The organism is Phyllobacterium sp. P30BS-XVII, from assembly GCF_014138335.1.
Lineage (GTDB): Bacteria > Pseudomonadota > Alphaproteobacteria > Rhizobiales > Rhizobiaceae > Phyllobacterium > Phyllobacterium meliloti.
Genome location: NZ_JACGXO010000003.1, coordinates 107,048 through 125,500, shown reverse-complemented (window position 1 = coordinate 125,500; position 18,453 = coordinate 107,048). Strand labels below are relative to the sequence as shown.

At 55.7% G+C, this 18,453-nt stretch carries 21 protein-coding genes; 8 read left to right on the top strand and 13 right to left on the bottom strand.

What is annotated here, in order from left to right:
- Together FHW17_RS09795 and FHW17_RS09790 are read left to right on the top strand one after the other, a co-directional pair.
- Positions 1 to 591, top strand: a complete 591-nt coding sequence (locus tag FHW17_RS09795; RefSeq protein WP_182509730.1) for a hypothetical protein — start codon at positions 1 to 3, stop codon at positions 589 to 591.
- Entirely contained in the window at positions 591 to 1,139 is a 549-nt protein-coding gene (locus FHW17_RS09790) for a GNAT family N-acetyltransferase (RefSeq protein WP_182509729.1), read from the top strand. The genes FHW17_RS09795 and FHW17_RS09790 overlap by 1 nt, the downstream gene beginning before the upstream one ends.
- Here the strand turns inward: FHW17_RS09790 and FHW17_RS09785 are convergent.
- The gene (locus tag FHW17_RS09785; RefSeq protein ID WP_246706784.1) at positions 1,118 to 1,753 is read right to left on the bottom strand and encodes a metalloregulator ArsR/SmtB family transcription factor; all 636 of its coding nucleotides are present in this window, start codon (positions 1,751 to 1,753) and stop codon (positions 1,118 to 1,120) included. The two genes, FHW17_RS09790 and FHW17_RS09785, sit on opposite strands and share 22 nt — an antisense overlap.
- Before the next feature lie 118 nt (positions 1,754 to 1,871).
- Between FHW17_RS09785 and FHW17_RS09780 the strand changes: the two genes are divergently transcribed.
- Positions 1,872 to 3,305, top strand: coding sequence for an MFS transporter (locus FHW17_RS09780; RefSeq protein ID WP_182509727.1), 1,434 nt, complete (start codon positions 1,872 to 1,874; stop codon positions 3,303 to 3,305).
- Between the two features lie 438 nt (positions 3,306 to 3,743).
- Here the strand turns inward: FHW17_RS09780 and FHW17_RS09775 are convergent, their stop codons facing one another.
- Both FHW17_RS09775 and FHW17_RS09770 read right to left on the bottom strand, forming a co-directional pair.
- Entirely contained in the window at positions 3,744 to 5,642 is a 1,899-nt protein-coding gene (locus FHW17_RS09775) for an ABC-F family ATP-binding cassette domain-containing protein (RefSeq protein ID WP_113096101.1), read from the bottom strand.
- A 254-nt stretch (positions 5,643 to 5,896) separates the two neighbouring features.
- Entirely contained in the window at positions 5,897 to 6,409 is a 513-nt protein-coding gene (locus FHW17_RS09770; RefSeq protein WP_182509726.1) for a DinB family protein, read from the bottom strand.
- A gap of 66 nt (positions 6,410 to 6,475) precedes the next feature.
- On the opposite strand from FHW17_RS09770, the gene FHW17_RS09765 reads away from it, so the two are divergent.
- Both FHW17_RS09765 and ndk read left to right on the top strand, forming a co-directional pair.
- Positions 6,476 to 7,168, top strand: coding sequence for a glutathione S-transferase family protein (locus tag FHW17_RS09765; RefSeq protein WP_113096099.1), 693 nt, complete (start codon positions 6,476 to 6,478; stop codon positions 7,166 to 7,168).
- 272 nt (positions 7,169 to 7,440) lie between these two features.
- Positions 7,441 to 7,863, top strand: a complete 423-nt coding sequence (ndk, locus tag FHW17_RS09760; protein ID WP_091880313.1) for a nucleoside-diphosphate kinase — start codon at positions 7,441 to 7,443, stop codon at positions 7,861 to 7,863.
- A 65-nt stretch (positions 7,864 to 7,928) separates the two neighbouring features.
- Here the strand turns inward: ndk and FHW17_RS09755 are convergent, their stop codons facing one another.
- The 6 genes from FHW17_RS09755 to FHW17_RS09730 all read right to left on the bottom strand — a co-directional run bounded on the left by FHW17_RS09755 (position 7,929) and on the right by FHW17_RS09730 (position 12,660).
- Positions 7,929 to 8,360 carry an META domain-containing protein gene (locus FHW17_RS09755; RefSeq protein WP_182509725.1) on the bottom strand — a complete coding sequence of 144 codons (432 nt, stop codon included), beginning with the start codon at positions 8,358 to 8,360 and terminating at the stop codon, positions 7,929 to 7,931.
- Positions 8,360 to 8,836, bottom strand: coding sequence for a molybdenum cofactor biosynthesis protein MoaE (locus FHW17_RS09750; RefSeq protein ID WP_182509724.1), 477 nt, complete (start codon positions 8,834 to 8,836; stop codon positions 8,360 to 8,362). The genes FHW17_RS09755 and FHW17_RS09750 overlap by 1 nt, the downstream gene beginning before the upstream one ends.
- A gap of 3 nt (positions 8,837 to 8,839) precedes the next feature.
- A complete protein-coding gene (moaD, locus tag FHW17_RS09745) occupies positions 8,840 to 9,094 on the bottom strand; it encodes a molybdopterin converting factor subunit 1 (protein WP_112524237.1) in 255 nt (84 codons plus the stop codon).
- Positions 9,095 to 9,098: 4 nt separating this feature from the next.
- On the bottom strand, positions 9,099 to 9,683 hold the full coding sequence (gene pgsA, locus FHW17_RS09740; RefSeq protein ID WP_112524234.1) for a CDP-diacylglycerol--glycerol-3-phosphate 3-phosphatidyltransferase: 585 nt from the start codon (positions 9,681 to 9,683) through the stop codon (positions 9,099 to 9,101).
- Positions 9,684 to 9,793: 110 nt separating this feature from the next.
- The gene (gene uvrC / locus FHW17_RS09735) at positions 9,794 to 11,818 is read right to left on the bottom strand and encodes an excinuclease ABC subunit UvrC (protein ID WP_227988173.1); all 2,025 of its coding nucleotides are present in this window, start codon (positions 11,816 to 11,818) and stop codon (positions 9,794 to 9,796) included.
- Positions 11,819 to 11,895: 77 nt separating this feature from the next.
- Positions 11,896 to 12,660: an SDR family oxidoreductase gene (locus FHW17_RS09730; RefSeq protein ID WP_112524228.1), complete on the bottom strand. Its 765-nt coding sequence runs from the start codon at positions 12,658 to 12,660 to the stop codon at positions 11,896 to 11,898.
- Between the two features lie 501 nt (positions 12,661 to 13,161).
- Between FHW17_RS09730 and FHW17_RS09725 the strand changes: the two genes are divergently transcribed.
- On the top strand, positions 13,162 to 13,803 hold the full coding sequence (locus tag FHW17_RS09725; RefSeq protein WP_112524226.1) for an outer membrane protein: 642 nt from the start codon (positions 13,162 to 13,164) through the stop codon (positions 13,801 to 13,803).
- 62 nt (positions 13,804 to 13,865) lie between these two features.
- Here FHW17_RS09725 and FHW17_RS09720 read toward each other — a convergent pair whose 3' ends face one another.
- The 4 genes from FHW17_RS09720 to FHW17_RS09705 all read right to left on the bottom strand — a co-directional run bounded on the left by FHW17_RS09720 (position 13,866) and on the right by FHW17_RS09705 (position 16,889).
- Positions 13,866 to 14,462 carry a glutathione S-transferase gene (locus FHW17_RS09720; protein WP_112524223.1) on the bottom strand — a complete coding sequence of 199 codons (597 nt, stop codon included), beginning with the start codon at positions 14,460 to 14,462 and terminating at the stop codon, positions 13,866 to 13,868.
- A gap of 278 nt (positions 14,463 to 14,740) precedes the next feature.
- Positions 14,741 to 15,484, bottom strand: coding sequence for a ribonuclease (locus FHW17_RS09715; protein ID WP_112524220.1), 744 nt, complete (start codon positions 15,482 to 15,484; stop codon positions 14,741 to 14,743).
- A 13-nt stretch (positions 15,485 to 15,497) separates the two neighbouring features.
- Positions 15,498 to 15,959, bottom strand: a complete 462-nt coding sequence (locus FHW17_RS09710) for a hypothetical protein (protein WP_112524217.1) — start codon at positions 15,957 to 15,959, stop codon at positions 15,498 to 15,500.
- A gap of 69 nt (positions 15,960 to 16,028) precedes the next feature.
- Complete coding sequence (locus FHW17_RS09705) at positions 16,029 to 16,889, bottom strand: 23S rRNA (adenine(2030)-N(6))-methyltransferase RlmJ (RefSeq protein WP_182509723.1); 861 nt, start codon at positions 16,887 to 16,889, stop codon at positions 16,029 to 16,031.
- Between the two features lie 88 nt (positions 16,890 to 16,977).
- Between FHW17_RS09705 and FHW17_RS09700 the strand changes: the two genes are divergently transcribed.
- A complete protein-coding gene (locus FHW17_RS09700) occupies positions 16,978 to 17,508 on the top strand; it encodes an NADPH-dependent FMN reductase (protein WP_112524211.1) in 531 nt (176 codons plus the stop codon).
- 102 nt (positions 17,509 to 17,610) lie between these two features.
- Positions 17,611 to 18,453, top strand: coding sequence for an EamA family transporter (locus FHW17_RS09695; protein ID WP_112524208.1), 843 nt, complete (start codon positions 17,611 to 17,613; stop codon positions 18,451 to 18,453).

Genomic DNA, 18,453 nt, shown 5'->3' with positions numbered 1-18,453 from the left:
ATGCGCAAGCTGCTGCTGTTGCTTTTGATTGCTGGCATCGGGCTTGGCATCGGTTATCCTTGGTATATCTATAATTTTTCCGGTGCCGAGATAGGTTCATGGCGGGTGTTTGACCGACCCGGGCCATATAAGCCAATCACCGTAGCATTGAAGGATAGCGACGGACCTGTCCGCGTTTTTGTGGATATGCAGCCGCTGCGCAATTTTATTCCGGCTGAAGGACGCAGCGCATTGACCTCCGTCGTCACCCGCGATGGCAAGGACGTGCTGGTCAAAACGCTGACCTATGTCAACGCACAGGCAGCCAACCGGGGATCACCGCAGGGGCCGCGTGTTTATCGTGACAGGGCGGGTGATATCGATCCGGTAGGGTCAGGCGACTATACATTCAAGATCGGGCCCGGTGATGTGGATGGTCTTGAAGTGGCGCAGGTTGATCTAGTTCTGCGCAAAGGCGCGGCGACGGTTGACCGGTGGGTCATCCCCGCTGGTCTGACCATGATTGCCGTCGCCCTCTTTGGTTTGATCCGGCTGGGACGCCGCAAAGCACAGCCCACCAGCACACCAGCTGCACCAAAATGGGGACGGTAATGACCCATCAGCTTAATGGTTGTCCGACTTTACTGACACCGCGCCTGCGCTTGCGGCAGTTTGAAAGCCGGGATGAGAAGGGGCTGCATGCCTGCCTCGGGAATGAAAAGCTGACGCAATATTGGGATTTTTCCGCCTGCGAGACGATTGAGGAAACGCGGCGCTGGCTGCGTGTGCTGGCCAAGACCACGTCGCCCTATGAAACGATGGCATGGGCCGTGGCCGACAGAACGACCGACCAATGCATCGGCATGGTCAATTATCATCACCGCGAAGCGCGCAATCACCGGCTTGAAATCGGTTACATCCTGCGAACCGAATGGCAGGGCCGCGGCCTGATGGGGGAAGCGGTGCAGGCGCTCGTCAATCACTGCTCGGAGAATCTCAAAATACACCGTATTTCGGCGATCATTCATCCTGACAATGCAGCCTCGATCAAACTTGTCGAGCGTCTCGGATTCGAATATGAAGGCGGGCCGATGCGTGATTACTGGCGCGTTGGAACCACCTATATGAGCCCGATGCTCTACAGCCTCATCGTCAGCTGACGATTGTCCGTTTGCTTCTGGGTAATCCGATAGGCACAGCGTCTTGCACCTTTCAATATGTGCTCGAACCGCTTGATTTCCACGTCAGGGCCAAGCGCTGCCTGAAACACATCCAGTTCTGACCGGCAGAGCTTTTGGCACGCTTTGGCAGCGACACAGATAGGGCAGTGGTTTTCGACGAGAATCAACGCGCCTGATTCATCGCGGTTTATCTCCGCCATATAGCCTTCGGCAGAGCGTATTTCCGCCAATCGCTCCACGCGCTGCTCCATGGAATCTATATTGGACAGCTCGTTGCGGTAATGATTAAGCGTGGTGGCTTCACGATGGGAAATGAGCTTGTCGAGACCAGCATCGCCGAAAACAGCGGATACAGAAGCCAGAATATCGGCTGTCAGGGCGGCATGGTTGTCTGGAAACTGCCGGTTGCCATCGTCGGTCAAATGCCAGAAGCGTTTTGGCCGACCGACAGTCTCGCGGCTGTCGTCAAAGCCGACAAGCCCGTCCTCCTGCAGCCGCCCCAGCATCTGACGAACAGCAACAGATGTGATGCCAAGACGGTCCGCCAGCGATGCGGCTGTTTGCGCGCCAGCCACCTTCAGGGAATAGAGCATGCGATTTGTGGTACGATCCTGCATCACCAGACGATAACAAGAATATTTTTAAAAAGCTATTGCTTGTTTTATTAAGGAGAATATAAAAACATAAAACTTATTTAATTGAGGTGACGCCATGCAAGAGTCGACAGATCAAACCAGCGATGCACGCTGGTCCGAGCTGATAAGCCCGCAATATTCGGCTGCAACAACAACGCTTTGCCTTGGCGTGGCGTTGTTTGCGTTCAATGGCTTTCTGGTTTCCACGTCCTTGCCGACAGCAGTACGCGAAATCGGCGGTCTGGCGCTCATCTCATGGGCTTTCACGCTCTATCTGGTGCTCTCCATCGTCGGTGGTGCCAGCGGTGCGCTATTGAAAGGCAAATTAGGGCCACGCCGGGCGCTTGTCGGCGCTGCGCTGGTGTTTCTGGTCGGCACACTCATTGCCGCTTTCGCCTCATCAATGACGGAAGTGCTTGTTGGCCGCGCGCTGCAGGGGCTGGGCGAGGGTGTGATTGCCGCCATCTGTTATGCGCTTATTCCTGAACTTTTCCCGTCGCGTCTTGTGGCGAAAGTCTTTGGTGCGGAAGCTGTGGTGTGGGCCATTGCCGCTTTTGGCGGCCCGCTGGTTGCCGGTATTCTCACGGAAACCGTATCGTGGCGCGCTGCTTTCCTCGTCAACGTTCCCATGGCTTTGATCTTCATTACGCTGGTTTTCCGTATCGTCCCGCGCTCCAGCGCTGAGACCGGGAGTTTGTCCGTGCCATTCCTGCGGCTCGCAGCCATCGGTGGCGGCATCATGCTGGTGGCACTCGCTGGCATCATGCAGACTTTGACGATGGAAGTGCTGTTCGTCGCCGGTGCCGCTGCGGTCCTTGCCGCCGTTGTGATTATGGATCGCCGCAGCCGCACGCCGCTGTTTCCATCGGATGCCTTCGCGCTTACATCCACGGTTGGTATCGGCCTTTGGGTTGTGTTGCTTATGCCCATCGCGCAGGCTTCAACATCAGTCTATCTTGTCATGACCTTGCAGAATTTGTGGGGCTATGGCCCAACAATGGCCGGTGCATTCAGTGCAAGTTTTGCCGTCGCATGGAGCACAATCGCCATTCTGGTCGCCAATATTCAGGACCCGCGGCGTCGTTCATGGTTGATCCGTCTTGGGCCAACGCTTTTGGTCACGGGGCTTGCCGTTCTCGTTCTTGGTTTCTCTGCCGATCTGCCGCTGGTGGTTCTGGCCGGTCAGATGAGCATCGGCGCCGGTTTTGGTGTCAGCTGGGGCTTTTTAAGCCAAAGCGTCATGGAAGCGGCGCGTGATGGCGAGCGCGACCGGGCATCGGCCCTGCTGCCGACATTGCAGTCCGCCGGTTATGCTATCGGCGCTGCGGTTGCCGGACTTGTCGCCAATGCTGCCAATTATCCGCAGGCAACCAGCCAGGATGCCTTGCGCGATGCAACAATGACCATCTTTGCAGTCTCAACCATGATTGGCCTGGCTGCCCTGATCGCCGGATTTGCCCTGCCATTCCGCAAGAAAACGGTATTCGCCGCCGATTGCCTCAATTCATAGAAAACCTGCCCTCTATTGGGGCGGGCACCGTTCGGGAATTCACACCGCTGAATTCCCGGAAAATCCAGGAGAGGGGAGGATTTCGACCTGCAAATCCCCTCTCTTGTGATTTTTTAATGTACCAATGATCGGTGCAAAACCTGCCATGCGTGGGTGGTTGTGATCTGTGGTTCGTGGTTCGACATAACAACCATGAGGGAGACTGTGGATACCTCTCTCCGTCATCCTCAGTCCTCGGGTCATCCCCGGGTTAAACCCGAGGACTGAGGATGACGGAGAGATGGGAGCCATAGGATGACGGAGAGGGGTGCGTTGCAGGGAGCTTTATTCTGCACCCTTCATGCTGCAATCTCTACGATTAGCGTTGCATCACCCATCTCCCTCATGGTGAGCTTGTCGAACCACGAACCACGAACCACAACGTGCAACATCACCCAATCAGAGATCAGCCATTGCCGCTTCATATTCGGTTGAAAGCGTGAGCCATTCCTCTTCGGCGCGGGCGAGCGAGGATTTGGCGTAACCGATTTCCTTGCCGATCTGTGTCGCCCTTGCGGGTTCGCGGCTGTAAATAATCGGGTCTGCCAGCTGGTCCTGCAAGGTTTCAACCTTCTTCTGGAAGCGCTGCACCATGGCATCGGCTTCCTGAATCTTTTTCTGCAATGGCTTCAGGGCTTCGCGTTTTTGTGCGGCGAGCTTGCGCTGGTCGGCTTTGCTCAGCTTTTGTCCCTCATCGACAGATATCTTGCTGCCGCCCGATCGCTCGGCCTTGGCATCGGCCAGAACCAGCGAGCGATAGGCATCAAGATCGCCATCGTAAGGTGCAACTGCTCCGTCACGCACCAGCCAGAGCCGGTCCATGGTGGCTTCGATCAGGTGCCGGTCGTGGGCAATCAGGATGACAGCGCCGTCAAAATCATTCAGCGCATGCATCAGGGCTTCGCGGCTGTCGATATCCAGATGGTTGGTCGGTTCGTCGAGGATGAGCAGGTTCGGACCCTGAAACGTCGAAAGACCCATCAAAAGCCGCGCCTTTTCACCGCCGGAAAGATCCTTTGCCGCGGTGTTCATCTTCACCGTGGCCAGCCCCATCTGCGAAACGCGGGCGCGCACCTTGGATTCCGGCGCATCGGGCATCAGCTTGCGCACATGCTCGATGGCATTATCGTCAGGCACCAGATCATCCAGCTGGTGTTGGGCGAAGAAGGAAATCTTCAGGTTGGGCGCCACGGTCATCCGGCCGCTTTGCAGGGGCAGGCGTCCGCTGATCAGCTTGGCGAGCGTCGATTTACCATTGCCGTTTGAACCCAGCAGCGCAATGCGGTCATCCGCATCAATACGCAGGTTGAGGTGTTTCAGAACAGGCTTGCCAGGGGTATAGCCAACTTCACCGCTTTCAATCGCGATGATCGGCGATGCCACGACCTTTTCCGGCTCGGGAAAATGGAAGGGTGCCACATGGTCTTCGATCACGGCAGAGATCGGCTTCAGCTTCTGCAGAGCTTTCAGGCGGGACTGGGCCTGCTTGGCTTTTGACGCCTTGGCGCGGAACCGCTCAACGAAGGCTTCCATATGCTTGCGGTGCGCTTCCTGCTTGGTGCGCTGCTTCTGCTGTAATTCCAGCGCTTCGCTGCGCAGGCGTTCGAACTGGTCGTAATTGCCCTGCCACAGCGTCAGCTTGGTCTGATCCAGATGGATGATCGAGTTGACGGCTGAATTGAGAAGATCGCGGTCGTGGCTGATCAGGATGACCGTGTGCGGATAACGGCGCACATAATCCTCCAGCCACAGCGTGCCTTCCAGATCGAGATAGTTGGTCGGCTCGTCCAGAAGCAGCAGATCAGGCTCGGCAAAAAGCACCGCCGCCAATGCCACACGCATGCGCCAGCCGCCCGAGAATGACGAGGCAGGGCGCTTTTGCGCTTCACTGTCAAAGCCCAAACCCGACAGGATCGCCCCGGCACGCGCTTCGGCGGAATGCGCATCGATGTCAACGAGGCGAATATGGATTTCGGCAATGCGGTTCGGATCGGTCGCCGTCTCGGCTTCAGCCAGCAACGCAGTGCGCTCCAGATCGGCGGCAAGCACGATCTCGATCAGGGAATCTTCGGTTCCCGGCGCTTCCTGCGCCACCTGACCGATGCGGATGTTCTTCGGCAGGAAGAAATCGCCGGTTTCCGCTGGCATTTCGCCCGTGATGACCTTGAACAGCGTTGATTTGCCCGCGCCATTGCGCCCAACCAGACCCGCCTTTGTGCCCGATGGCAGATTAAGGTTGGCGTGATCGATCAGCAGGCGTCCGGCCATACGCACGGATATGTCGTTGAGAATAAGCATGGCCGCGCTTTTGCACGGGAAATGCGTTTTTCGCAAGCCGTGCTAGTGGGAGATTATGGAAATAGGGGCTGCATAGGGGATTTGTGCATGATTGGTTCGTGGTTCGACAGGCTCACCATGAGCCTTTCGACAGGTTCAGGATGAGGGGAACTCAATTCTGCAACGTTGGAGATTATCGTTGCATCCATACTCCCCCTCATGGTGAGCCTGTCGAGCCACGAACCACGGAATCTGAACCACGCTAATGCAATGGTTCAGGCATATGCCCGGCCTTCTTCACTCCTCTGAAACAGCATCAGATCCAGCGCTGGGGCGGAGGTTCCCAATGCGGTCAATATAGTATGCGCCTGTCCGCGATGGTGCGTCTGGTGGTTGAAGAGATGGGCCAAAGCCGGTGCAATGCGTTGGCTGAACGTGCGCATGTCAGTGATCGTCGTATAGGTAAACCGCCCGGCAATATCCTCGCTGCTCAACCCATTGACCCAGCTGATAAGGCGGGCATCCTCCTTGACGCGTGCTGCCTGCAATTCATCGCGGTTCTCAAACAGAATGGCATCAAGGGCCTTGGGTGCTTCGCCTTCACCGGTAAAGCGGTAAAGCCAGACGCGATCCGCTACCATGAGATGATTGAACGTCCCATGCAGTGATTTGAAGAACGCCCCCATATCGCGCCGGTAATCCTCGTCATCAAGTGCTGCGGCGGCGGCATAGAGCCGTTCATTTGCCCAGCGGTTATAGGCCGCAAACATGCGAAAATGCTGTTCCATCAAATTGACTTTCCGCTGAAATGAGTCAGTCTTATTGCCATAATATCCAAAGAAGGGTGGCTTTCCATGGGAATCATTCTGCACGAACTCGTCGGCACGGATCTGAACCGTCCATTCAGCCCGCACTGCTGGAAAACAGTGATGTCACTGGCGCATAAGGGGTTGCCGTTCAACCGCAATCGGGTGTCGTTCAAAGGCATTCCGGATCTGGAAGGCGCGTTTTCGCCGAAAGTTCCCATTCTCCGCGACGGTGACAAGCGGGTGGCGGATTCTTTTGAGATCGCACTCTATCTGGAAGACAATTATCCGGACCGGCCATCGCTGTTCAAAGGCGAGGGTGGCCGGGCCATGGCCCGCTTTGTCGAAGGCTGGTCGCAGATGACCCTGCATCCATACCTGAACGTGGTCATCCTGATGCCGGTGCATGATATTCTCGATGAGCCCAATCAGGCCTATTTTCGTGACAGTCGCGAGAAAATCTTTGGCCGCCCGCTTGAAGATGTGGCCGCCGAGCGCGATGCCAAGCACGAAGCTTTCACCAGAAGTCTCGAACCTATGCGCAAGATGCTGTTGTCGCAGCCGTTTATTGGCGGTGAGGGGCCTTTGTTCAGCGATTATATTGTGTTTGGTGCGTTCCAGTGGGTGCGGGTTCTCACGCCCTTCAAGCTGCTGAATGAAAAAGATCCGGTTTATGACTGGTTCGAGCGCTGTTTGGATCTGCATGGCGGCATCGCGCGCGAGATCACCGCCGCTGAGTAAACCTGTCATGCGTGGTTGGGGGTGGTGGTTCGCGGTTCGTGGTTCGACAAGCTCACCATGAGGCCCTTCGACAAGCTCAGGATGAGGGGTGCTACATTCTGCAACGTTGGAGATTATCGTTGCATCCTCACTCTCCCTCATGGTGAGCTTGTCGAACCACGAACCACCAATCACAGTATGGCGGCTGTTAAATGGTTACTGCCCCTTGGCAAAGGAGTTGCCTGCGGCTATAGAGCCGCCATCCAATTCCCCTAACGACAAGGTTTTATTCCATGGCGATTGAACGCACTTTCTCGATGATCAAGCCCGACGCGACCCGTCGCAACCTTACCGGTGCCATCACACAGAAGCTGGAAGAGGCTGGTCTTCGTGTTGTTGCTTCCAAGCGCGTCTGGATGAGCCGCCGCGAAGCTGAAGGCTTCTACGCTGTTCACAAGGATCGCCCATTCTTCGGCGAACTCGTTGAATTCATGTCCTCCGCACCGACCATCGTGCAGGTTCTGGAAGGTGAAAACGCCATTGCTCGCAACCGCGAAGTCATGGGCGCCACCAATCCAGCCAATGCCGACGAAGGCACGATCCGCAAGACATTCGCTCTGTCGATCGGTGAAAACTCCGTTCACGGTTCCGATGCGCCTGAAACAGCAGCAGAAGAAATCGCTTACTGGTTTTCCGGTACAGAAGTCGTCGGCTGATTGCTTCGAGACTGATAAAAGAAAGCCGGGATTTGTCCTGGCTTTTTTGTTTGTGAAGGGTAGGATCAGTCCTGCCGCGCCAGACGGGCGATGGTTTTTCCCGCTGTGCCACGCAGGGTCAGCTTGCCATCGACCACCAAAAAGGAGCGGATTTGCTCCAGCACCGAAAAGAATTTGTTCTCCTGATTCATCAGGGCAGGCGGGCAGAGTTTTCGGGTTGCCGCGGCTGGCGTGAACGTCAGTTTTAGCCCCCGGAATGTGGCCTTGCTCATGAAACGGTTGCAGCCGCCGGAACCGCTGACATTGCCGTCATGGTCAATCAACAGCGTCGTCTGGGCAAAATCGATGACCCCGCCGCCATCGAGGTCTTCGGCCAGCCAGGTCACATCGGTGATAACTGGTACGCGCTGCTCACTGCGGGCCTTGAATGACAGACCAAACAGCGCGATCACCCCGATAAAGCCGATAATAAGCGACAGGATGGCAAGCCGCCGCATTATTTGGCCTCGTGCCAGCGCTTGAGCGCCGCCGCATCGGTGGATTTGGCCTCGACCCAGATGCTCTCTGCACCGCTGACAAGATGTTCTTTCTTCCAGAAGGGCGCGGCATTCTTTAAATAATCCATCAGGAAAGAGGCCGCATCAAACGCCGCCCGGCGATGGGCGGAAGCCGATACCACAAGCACAATGTTTTCACCCGGCTTGATCATGCCATAGCGATGAATGACCGTAAGCCCGGTCAATGGCCAGCGCGAAAGGGCCTCATCGGCAATTTTGGTGATTTCATTGGCAGCCATGCCGGGATAGTGCTCGATTTCGAGCGCAGTGAGCGTACCCGCTTCGTCGCGGCATAACCCGCTGAAGGTGACGACAGCACCAATATCACGGCGTCCTGACGTCAGGCGGCTAATTTCTGTAGCCGTATCAAAATCGTCGCTCTGGATTTTAACAAGCGGCTTGATTACGCCGGTCATGGCTCAGCCACCGGTCATGGGCGGAAACAGCGCAATCTCATGCGCACCGTTGATGGGCGTCTTGTGATCCACATGCTCCTGATTGATGGCAACGCGGATCACATCCTGATATTCCAGCGCCTGTTCATATTCTTCGCCGCGGGTTTTGAGATGGCTCAGCAAGTCACGCACGGTCACGACAGAGGCGGGGAGTTCGATGTCTTCTTCCCCCTTGCCGATCCGCTCGCGCACCCATGCGAAATAAACGAGTTTGGTCATAAGCTTAGTCTACCACATGTTTCAGACCGGCGCGGAAATAGTCCCAGCCGGTATAAAGCGTAACAAGCGCGGCAACCCAGAGCAGCGCAATGCCGAACTGCGTCGTGTAGGGCAGAATCTTGTCGCCCGCTGGCCCGGCCAGAAGAATGGCAACGGCAAACATCTGGATTGTCGTTTTCCACTTCGCCAACTGGCTGACGGGAACGCTGACTTTCAGCTCCGCCAGATATTCGCGCAGGCCGGAGACAAGAATTTCGCGGCAAAGGATGATGATGGCGGCCCATAGCGTCCAGCCTGCAATGGTTCCGTCCGCCGCAAGCAGCAACAGACAGGCCGAGACGAGCAGTTTGTCGGCAATCGGATCAAGCATACGGCCGATGGTTGATGTCTGTTTCCAGATACGGGCGAGATAGCCGTCAAAGAAATCGGTGATACTGGCGATGGCAAAAATGGCCAATGCACCCCAGCGGGCTGCATCACTCGATTGCAGACTGCCTTCAAGGAAGAAACAGAGAACGACCAGTGGCACCGCAAGAATGCGCCCGTAGGTCAACAGGTTCGGCAATGAGTAAGCGTTGTTCTTGGGCATATTTCCAACCAATCAAATCAGTGCCGATCAAACGGGCTTGTCCGTCAAACGTCAAGCTCATCGTCACGGAGTCGGGCGCAATTATGTCCCGTTTTCAATAAGTAAACGCGCTAACTGCGAAAATGATCGCGAATAGTAATAGCCATTGCTTCCGATATCCCGTCTACCTTCATCAAATCTTCGACAGCAGCCTGTGATATCGCCTTTGCTGTGCCAAATTGATGAAGCAGCGCACGTTTTCGTGAAGGGCCGATGCCGGCGATCTCATCGAGCGGATTCTTGATCATTTCCTTCTTGCGCTTGGCCCGGTGTGTGCCGATGGCAAAACGGTGTGCCTCGTCGCGCAGGCGTTGCAGGAAGTAAAGGACGGGATCGCGTGGCGGCAGGGTGAAGGATTGCTTGCCTTCCATGAAAAACCGTTCGCGTCCGGCATCACGGTCGACACCCTTGGCCACGCCAATGGCCGTTACCTTGTCGGTAAGCCCCATTTCCTGAAGAATGCCGCGCACGGCACTCATCTGCCCCTGACCGCCGTCGATTAGGATAATATCCGGCCATGCGGGGAAGGCGTCGGAATCATCATCGAATTCGTCAATCTCGATATCAGCCGTATCGGGCATATCCTTGTTCTCGGGCGTGCCGTGCTCTTTGACCAGACGGCTGAACCGGCGCTCGATCACTTCCTTCATCATGCCGAAATCGTCGCCGGGGGTGATATCGGTCGAGCGGATGTTGAACTTGCGGTACTGGTTTTTGACAAAGCCCTCTGGTCCGGCAACGATCATGCCGCCAATGGCGTTGGTGCCCATGATGTGGGAGTTATCGTAGACCTCGATGCGGCGTGGTGTTTTCTCCAAGCCGAACGTTTCTGCAACGCCCTTGAGCAAGCGGGATTGCGACGACGTTTCGGCAAGCTGACGGCCAAGCGCTTCGCGTGCATTGCTGAGCGCATGTTCCACAAGGTCCTTCTTCTCGCCGCGCTGCGGCACGGTGATTGTCACCTTGCGGTCTGATTTTGCTGTCAGTGCCACGCCGAGCAGTTCCTGATCTTCAACCGTTTCCGACAGCATGATCAGCGAAGGGCAGGGCTTGTCATCGTAGAATTGCGCCAGAAACGCCCCCAGAACCTCTGCGCTGGAGAGAGATGAGTCTGCCTTCGGATAATAAGCGCGGTTGCCCCAGTTCTGGCCGGTTCTGAAAAAGAACACCTGAATGCAGGTCACACCGCCATCCTGAAAAATGGCGAACACGTCGGCTTCTTCCACCGATTGCGGGTTGATGCCCGAATGCGACTGGACATGGGAAAGGGATGACAGGCGGTCGCGGTAGACGGCAGCCCGTTCAAAATCCAGCGCGGCGGAAGCTTCGCGCATGGCGTCGGAGAGATGGGTTTTGACCGCCTGACTTTTGCCTGACAGAAAAGCCTTGGTCTCGCTGACCAGCTCATCATACTCCGCTTCGCTGATTTCATTGGTGCATGGACCGGAGCAGCGCTTGATCTGGTAGAGCAGACAGGGGCGTGTGCGATTCTCGTAAAAAGAATCGGTGCAGGTTCGCAGCAGAAATGCCCGCTGCAAGGCATTGATCGTGCGCCCGACAGCTCCCGCCGAGGCGAAGGGACCAAAATAGTCGCCCTTCGAGGATCGGGCACCGCGATGCTTGAAAATACCCGGTGCAAGCCGCCGATCCGTCTGTTTCGGCGCTGTCAGCAGGATATAGGGGAAGGATTTGTCATCCCGCATCAGAACATTAAAGCGCGGACGTAAGCGCTTGATGAGGTTCGCTTCCAGAAGCAGCGCTTCGGTCTCGGTGCGGGTGACAACGAACTCCATTTTCATGGTTTCGCGGATCATACGGGCAATGCGGTTATTGTGTCCCTGACCGCGCGCATAGTTCGAAACACGCTTTTTCAGGTTGCGCGCTTTGCCCACATAGAGCACGTCGCCATCCTGATTGAACATGCGATAGACACCAGGCTTGTTTGGCAGCCGCTTGACCAGTTCGCCAATGACATCGGCGCCACTGGTTCCATCGCTTTCAACGCTGGAATCCCACTCGATCGCATTGATCAGCGCCGCAACGTCGCGGATCGGCTCACTGTTCTCCGCAGCAAGCGGGCCTTCATCATCCAGCATCACGCCGATATCCTCCTCGTTCCCGTCAGGGGAAAGCGGTGGTACCGGATCGATGATTGGATGATTGGGTGCTTTGTTCATTCTGCCATTCCTGTGACATCCGGCGTCTCCCACGCCAGATGCTGCCCGCCATCCAATGCAATCATTTGCCCGGTCACGGAGCGAGTCTGCCAGAGATAGCGGATCGTATTGCCAAATTCTGACAGATCGGGCCCGTGTTTCAACAGCAGGCCATCAACTTGTTGTTCAAAATCGATTCTCTCCTGACGTTCTCCCTGCATTGTTGGTCCCGGACCAATGGCATTGACGCGGATATGCGGAGCGAGCGCCTGCGCCATGGTCTGGGTTGCCGTCCATAAGGCGGCCTTTGACAGGGTATAGGAGATGAATTTGGGCGTAAGCTTCCAAACGCGCTGGTCGATAATATTGACAATGAGGCCGCTTTCCCCGTGCGGAAGTGCTGCCTGCATGGCATCCGCCAGCAGAACGGGTGCTTTTACATGCACCGCAAAGTGCCTGTTCCAGCGTTCATCATCGAAATCGCCAAAACCATCGTCCTGAAAAATCGAGGCATTGTTGACGAGAATTTCGACGGGACCAAGCGCATCCTCAGCGCTGCCAATCAAACCGCGTACCGATGCACTGTCCGTCAGGTCTGCCTGAACCACGGCTGCAGTTCCACCCGCCGCCTGAACCGTTTCCAGCAGCGCCTGACCTTCTTCCAGCGAATGATTGCAATGAATAGCCACGGCAAAACCATTGGCGGCCAGATTTTCTACAATCGCCTTGCCAACACGTTTTGCCCCACCCGTTACAAGAACAACGGTCTTATCTGTCTGCAAGTGGCTCTCCTGATGCTGCGATTCACCCCTGAATATAGGGAGGATATAGCGAAAGCGCGAGGGTGTGGCTGCAGCTGCAATGACAAATGAAATATCAAAGTCATTCGTATCCGTCGCGGCATTTTTCCTCTTTCAAAGCACGTATAACGGTGGGAAGTGAGCGGCGGGTTCAAGAGTAATGAAAAGTTTAAGTAACCATTAAGTATACTATATTGAAAACACCGATTTTCAGACTTTGCGATAAATTTTACGCAAATATTTCGCAAATTCTATTTTGTTGGGTTATTTTTATCCATTTGAAATCATTCGTAAATTCGACATGTTGCATAATAAACACATCGCATTTCTGCCATTTTCTCGACAGTTTCTTTTCACAGTCCGGAGCAAGTGCCGCCACAATGCGGAGCGAATGTCCATCTCGTTCAGCGGACGCAAGTTTTGGTTTTTTCCCCCCGACCAAGTGCCCGCTCCGTGTAAAAGAGTTCAAATAAGGAGATTGCCATGCGCACTCTTAAGACAATGATCCTCGCTTCGGCGGCTGTGCTGACGCTCTCCGCCCCAGTTCTGGCTGCTGACATTATTACTGAACAGGCTCCTGCGCCTGAAGCTGCATACCAGGCGCCTCAGGCCGATTGGTCCGGTGCTTACATCGGTGCCTATGGCGGCTACGGCTGGAACAAGAACAAGACCAGCGCCGGCAAACTTGATGCCGATGGCTTCAAGGGCGGTGCTTACGGCGGCTACAACCTGCAGAACGGCCAGTTCGTGTACGGTGTTGAAGGTGACGTCGGCTATTCCGGTGCCAAGGAACGCAATTTCGGCTACCGGGCGAAGCAGGGCGTTGAAGGTTCGGTTCGTGCCCGTGCCGGTATCGCTCTTGATCCGGTCCTGCTCTACGGTACAGGCGGTGTTGCGATTATGGACAGCAAGCTCTCCGGTCCTCTGGGCAGCGAAAGCAAGACTCACATCGGCTGGACAGCCGGTGCCGGTGCAGAAGCCAAGATCACCCAGAACATCGTTGGTCGCGTTGAATATCGCTACTCCGACTATGGCAAGAAAGACTATGATCTCGGTGGCATCGATAGTGTCTCGAACAAGATCACCACGAACGAAGTTCGCGTTGGTGTCGGTTACAAGTTCTAATCAGAATTTGATCCAGAAAAGAGCCGGACAGGAAACTGTCCGGCTTTTTTGTTGGGTTGGATTCATTTCGGTAAAAGTGCGGCAAGCTCCGGGTGCAGTTCTTCAAAGCGTTTCTGCCAGCGCTTGAGTTTAGAACGGCCCTTTTCCCATTTGCCTTCAAAGCGCAATGTCGCATAGGCAAGGGCAGCAGCCAGCGCAATATGACCGCCATTAAGTTTTTTGCTCAGACGCGGCGGCGCTGCGTTCAGATAATCGAGCACACGAATCGCCTTCGCCCATTGCCAGTCGAGCCATGGCTGATGGATTTTCTCTTCCGGATGGAAACGGCGTTCATAGACATGGGCGAGCAGGACATCGCACAGACCATCCGCAATGGATTCCAGCTGTTCCGCCTCAAGCCGTTTTTCCGCATTGCGCGGAAAAATCTTGTTGCCGGAAATGCGGTTGAAATACTGGGTGATGACGCGGCTATCATAAATCGATCGGCCATCGTCGAGAATCAGTGTTGGAATCTTGCCCAGCGGATTGGCATTGATCAGGTCGGCTGGGGCGGCATTGGTGTCTACAAGAATACTTTCAACCGGTATGCCAGCATAATGAGCCGCCATGCGCACCTTGGTGCTGTAGGGCGAGGCGGGGGAATAAAGAACTTTCGTCACAATGACGCTCCAGAGTTGGCGATTCGATGATTGACGGTAAACCTGTGTCGGTTTTTAGCAAAGCGTTCAGAGCGCTATGTTCAGTGTGGCGGAGCTGTGGTTCGTGGTTCGACAAGCTCACCATGAGGGAGAGTGAGGATGCAACGCTAATCGCAAAGATTACAGATCGCAAAGGTTGCAGAATTTAGCGCCCCTCATCTTGAGCCTGTTGAAGGGCCTCATGGTTGTTATGTCGAACCACGAACCACGAACCACAGCTTCGCCACACTGAACGCAACCTATTGCCCCGGCATATCAACGGATCGTTTGCGGCAGGATGAGCGTTCCACCTCCGGACAGCCTCTGAACTGAAGATCCTTGGTCAGGCAGACACGCACCTCGCGCAGGTAATCCCTATCGCATGTGATCGAAACGGCATCGCTGCTCATACCGGGGTTGGCGGCAATGAAGGCCTGTTCCACCACCTGCGGATTAACTGGTGCCCGCTGGGTCGGCTGACTATAGGCGGAGGGAACGGAAACCCGTGATACCGCCTGTCGCATCACCGAAAAATAATCCTGCTGGCTCAATCCGGTACAACTGCCGTGCTTGCGCCACTCATAGGTGACAAGCCCTGTCGATGGCATGATGTCGGAGAGTTGCTTTGCCCGGCTGAACGGCACATCGCGCTCGGATGTGTCGCAATCCTGCGGATAACCCTGTTCATATTGCGGCCAAAGCCCGTGTACGACAAAACCATAGGGGCGGTTGGTCGAACATTGCTGCCGGTTGGCGTTTGACCCTTCCGAAGCGCAATAGCTTGGTGACCAGGAGAGGGCAAGAACGTAAAAATCAAAGCCCTTGCCAATGGGCACGGATGCCGTTGGCGATGCTGGTGTTTGCCGCTCGCTTGTCGCGACCGCCTCGGGCGTTTGCTGGTTAACAGCATTTTCCCGGGGCTGTTGTTCGCGCAGATACGTCAGCACGGACAGGCCAAGAAGGGCCGCAAACAGGGCGTAGCGGGCCAGCCTGCCGATCTGCATCAGTGATCACGGCTCATTTCAGGCTGCGGCAGCTGCCGTTGTAAACATTCCAGCGGTCGAAACCGGCAACGCAGAACTCGACATTGTTGCCGATGGACGCATAGCCCATGCCTTCTTCAACCACATACCAGACCGGACGCTGATTGCCATCGGAGAGATGTGCGGTCGCCTGGCAATAATAGCGTGAGACAGCCGACATTTCCGGATCGCGGCTTGGCTCATAGCGCTGCTGATGGACTTCGCTGAAATCCTGAATGGCTACCTGCTGCAGGCCGGGAACATGATGGACCTGATAGGAGAATCGGCTGGCGATGCGGTTGAGAACGCCTGAGCGGCCACATGTGTCGTCATAGGTCTGGCTGGGTGCGCGTTCGAGATAATCGGCTGATAATGCCGGAACGACGGATGAAACTGCCAGAGCAGCGCCCAGAGCGGTGCTAAAAGCTGTGGCGAGAAGGGTGGAAACGCGTGCCATCGGGGTCACTCTCCATAGGGTATACAAGGTATTAATTTGAGACCAATGTCGAACAGCCGGTGCCTGCGGTCAAGCACCAACTTGCTCGCCGCGGACCCAATCGAGTGTGAAACCCGCATTCTGTCCGTCACTGAGGACTTTCGACAACGCAGGTAAAACAGTTCTAAGCTCGTCGTCCAGTGTGAAAGGCGGGTTGACGATGATCATTCCCGTGCCATCCAGCCGCGGTTCGGGCGAGGGCGCACGAATCATCAATTCCGCGCGCAGGATTTTCGGAATGCCGGTGTCGTACAGGGCTGAGACAAAACGCTTCACCTCCATGCGGTCCTTGACCGGGTACCAGAAAGCATAGGTGCCGCCGGCGAAACGCCGGTGGGCTTTAACAAGGCCTTCAACCAGACGATCAAATTCGCCGCCCACTTCAAAAGGTGGATCAACAAGAATGAGGCCGCGCTTTTCCTTCGGCGGCAGATGCGCACCAAGCGCCAGCCAGCCATCAAGCTCCGTGACACGTACCTGCACATCGCCCTCGAAAAGGGCGGCAAGAGTTTGCGCATCATCAGGATGCAGTTCCAGTGCGGACAGACGGTCCTGCTTGCGCAACAGGTGCCGCACGAGCAGCGGCGATCCGGGATAATGGCGAATTGTGCCGTCGGCATTCTCGGCGCGGACAATATCGAGATAGGGTTTGATCAGATCGGCGACAGTTGCATCAAGCTTGGTGTCAAGCAGGCGGCCGATACCGTTTTGCCATTCACCTGTCTTGCCCGCTTCCGTTCCTTTGAGATCGTAGCGCCCGATACCCGCATGGGTATCAATAACGCGAAAAGCATGGTCTTTGCGCTGCATATACAACACAATCCGTGTCAGGATGATGTGTTTGACAACATCGGCGAAATTGCCGGCATGATAGGCGTGGCGGTAGTTCATGGCTCAGCTTCTGTCATGATGTTGGTGCTATCGCAAGCAACTCGGTTATGCTGATGACCCAAAATGATTCCCACTGCAAGGCCTTTCCATGACAAAGCTTCTCGCTATTTCCGGTAGCCTGCGTACCGTTTCCATGAACACGAGTGTTCTGGAGGCCTGTATGAAACTGGCACCTGCTGATGTGAGCATCGCTCTTTACAAGGGTTTGGCAGGTTTGCCGCCGTTCAATCCCGATCTCGACGGCGATAGTCCGCCTAAAAAGATAGTAGCGCTGCGAAAACAGGTCGGCGCCGCCGATGGCTTGATCATTTCCTGCCCGGAATATGCCCATGGCATTCCCGGCAGTTTCAAGAACATGCTGGACTGGCTGGTTTCATGTGTGGAATTTCCGGAAAAGCCGGTTCTTCTGATCAATACGTCGCCGCAGTCAGAGCGCATCACGCCGCTGCTTATGGAAGTTCTGATGACGATGTCTGCCCGCGTGGTCATCAATGCATCGCTCACCTTGCCGCTCAAAGGCAAGAAACTCGATGCTGACGGCATCGCCAAAAGCAAAGAATTCGGCGGCCAATTGCGCGACAGTCTTGCCGGTTTTGTGGACGCAATCAACGCCGTTTAGAACGACTGATGTTAAACGTCAGATTATCCAATTTGCCATCTGCCCCAGATGTGTCATTGAGCACATGGAACACGCAAATAGCTGGCGTGTCGGGGTTTGATCATGTCTGGAACTGTTGTTCTCATCGTCCTGTTTGCTGCGTTTCTGCATGCAAGCTGGAATGCTGTTGTCAAATCTGAGGGCGATAAGTTTCTCAATACGGTGGTTGTGGTCACCTCAGCTGGGGTGATCGCAGTTGTTTGCCTGCCGTTCCTGCCTGCTCCGGCGCGTGAAAGTTGGCCGTTTCTGGCTGGTTCCGCAGTCGTGCAGCTGGTTTATCTCGCGCTCGTTGCCGCCGCCTATCGCAGTGGAGACATGAGCCAGGCCTATCCGATCATGCGCGGTACTGCACCGCTGTTTGTAGCCATTGCCAGCGGGCCACTGGTTGGCGAGTTTCTGTCCGCGCAAAAATGGTCCGGCATCGCCCTGATTTGCTGCGGCGTGCTGGTGCTTGCTCTGGAGGCACGCAGGCGAGCAGGGGCCAATCGCGCCACAACGGTCTTTGCGCTGATCAATGCCTTGGTCATCGCCACCTATACGTTGATTGATGGTATCGGCGTTCGTCACTCCGGCGCACCAGCGGCCTATACGATGTGGGTTTTCACGCTGAATGCCGTTCCATTGTTCCTCTGGACCATCGTCACGCGCAAGGGGGAACTCTGGCCGCATTTTATCAAGCGCACACGGCTGGCAACCGTCGGCGGTGTGGGTACGCTCGGCTCCTACGGACTTGCCCTGTGGGCGATGACCATGGCGCCGGTCGCGGCCGTCGCTGCACTGCGCGAGACGTCGATCCTTTTCGCCGTGGCCATTTCCGCCTTCATTCTCAAGGAGAATATCGGTGCGAAACGCCTCATCGCCGTGGCTCTGATTGCCGCTGGCGCTGCCGTGATGCGCCTTGCCTGA

Excerpts from the sequence above, each read along its gene's own strand:
- FHW17_RS09775 (WP_113096101.1), bottom strand. The coding sequence starts at position 5,642 with ATGCTTATTCTCAACGACATATCCGTGCGTATGGCCGGACGCCTGCTG.
- FHW17_RS09725 (WP_112524226.1), top strand. The coding sequence starts at position 13,162 with ATGCGCACTCTTAAGACAATGATCCTCGCTTCGGCGGCTGTGCTGACG.
- FHW17_RS09795 (WP_182509730.1), top strand. The coding sequence starts at position 1 with ATGCGCAAGCTGCTGCTGTTGCTTTTGATTGCTGGCATCGGGCTTGGC.
- ndk (WP_091880313.1), top strand. The coding sequence starts at position 7,441 with ATGGCGATTGAACGCACTTTCTCGATGATCAAGCCCGACGCGACCCGT.
- FHW17_RS09765 (WP_113096099.1), top strand. The coding sequence starts at position 6,476 with ATGGGAATCATTCTGCACGAACTCGTCGGCACGGATCTGAACCGTCCA.
- moaD (WP_112524237.1), bottom strand. The coding sequence starts at position 9,094 with ATGACCAAACTCGTTTATTTCGCATGGGTGCGCGAGCGGATCGGCAAG.
- FHW17_RS09785 (WP_246706784.1), bottom strand. The coding sequence starts at position 1,753 with ATGCTCTATTCCCTGAAGGTGGCTGGCGCGCAAACAGCCGCATCGCTG.
- FHW17_RS09695 (WP_112524208.1), top strand. The coding sequence starts at position 17,611 with ATGTCTGGAACTGTTGTTCTCATCGTCCTGTTTGCTGCGTTTCTGCAT.
- uvrC (WP_227988173.1), bottom strand. The coding sequence starts at position 11,818 with ATGCTGGATGATGAAGGCCCGCTTGCTGCGGAGAACAGTGAGCCGATC.
- FHW17_RS09705 (WP_182509723.1), bottom strand. The coding sequence starts at position 16,889 with ATGAACTACCGCCACGCCTATCATGCCGGCAATTTCGCCGATGTTGTC.
- FHW17_RS09715 (WP_112524220.1), bottom strand. The coding sequence starts at position 15,484 with ATGCAGATCGGCAGGCTGGCCCGCTACGCCCTGTTTGCGGCCCTTCTT.
- FHW17_RS09750 (WP_182509724.1), bottom strand. The coding sequence starts at position 8,836 with ATGACCGGCGTAATCAAGCCGCTTGTTAAAATCCAGAGCGACGATTTT.
- FHW17_RS09755 (WP_182509725.1), bottom strand. The coding sequence starts at position 8,360 with ATGCGGCGGCTTGCCATCCTGTCGCTTATTATCGGCTTTATCGGGGTG.
- FHW17_RS09770 (WP_182509726.1), bottom strand. The coding sequence starts at position 6,409 with ATGGAACAGCATTTTCGCATGTTTGCGGCCTATAACCGCTGGGCAAAT.
- FHW17_RS09700 (WP_112524211.1), top strand. The coding sequence starts at position 16,978 with ATGACAAAGCTTCTCGCTATTTCCGGTAGCCTGCGTACCGTTTCCATG.
- FHW17_RS09790 (WP_182509729.1), top strand. The coding sequence starts at position 591 with ATGACCCATCAGCTTAATGGTTGTCCGACTTTACTGACACCGCGCCTG.
- FHW17_RS09780 (WP_182509727.1), top strand. The coding sequence starts at position 1,872 with ATGCAAGAGTCGACAGATCAAACCAGCGATGCACGCTGGTCCGAGCTG.
- FHW17_RS09710 (WP_112524217.1), bottom strand. The coding sequence starts at position 15,959 with ATGGCACGCGTTTCCACCCTTCTCGCCACAGCTTTTAGCACCGCTCTG.
- pgsA (WP_112524234.1), bottom strand. The coding sequence starts at position 9,683 with ATGCCCAAGAACAACGCTTACTCATTGCCGAACCTGTTGACCTACGGG.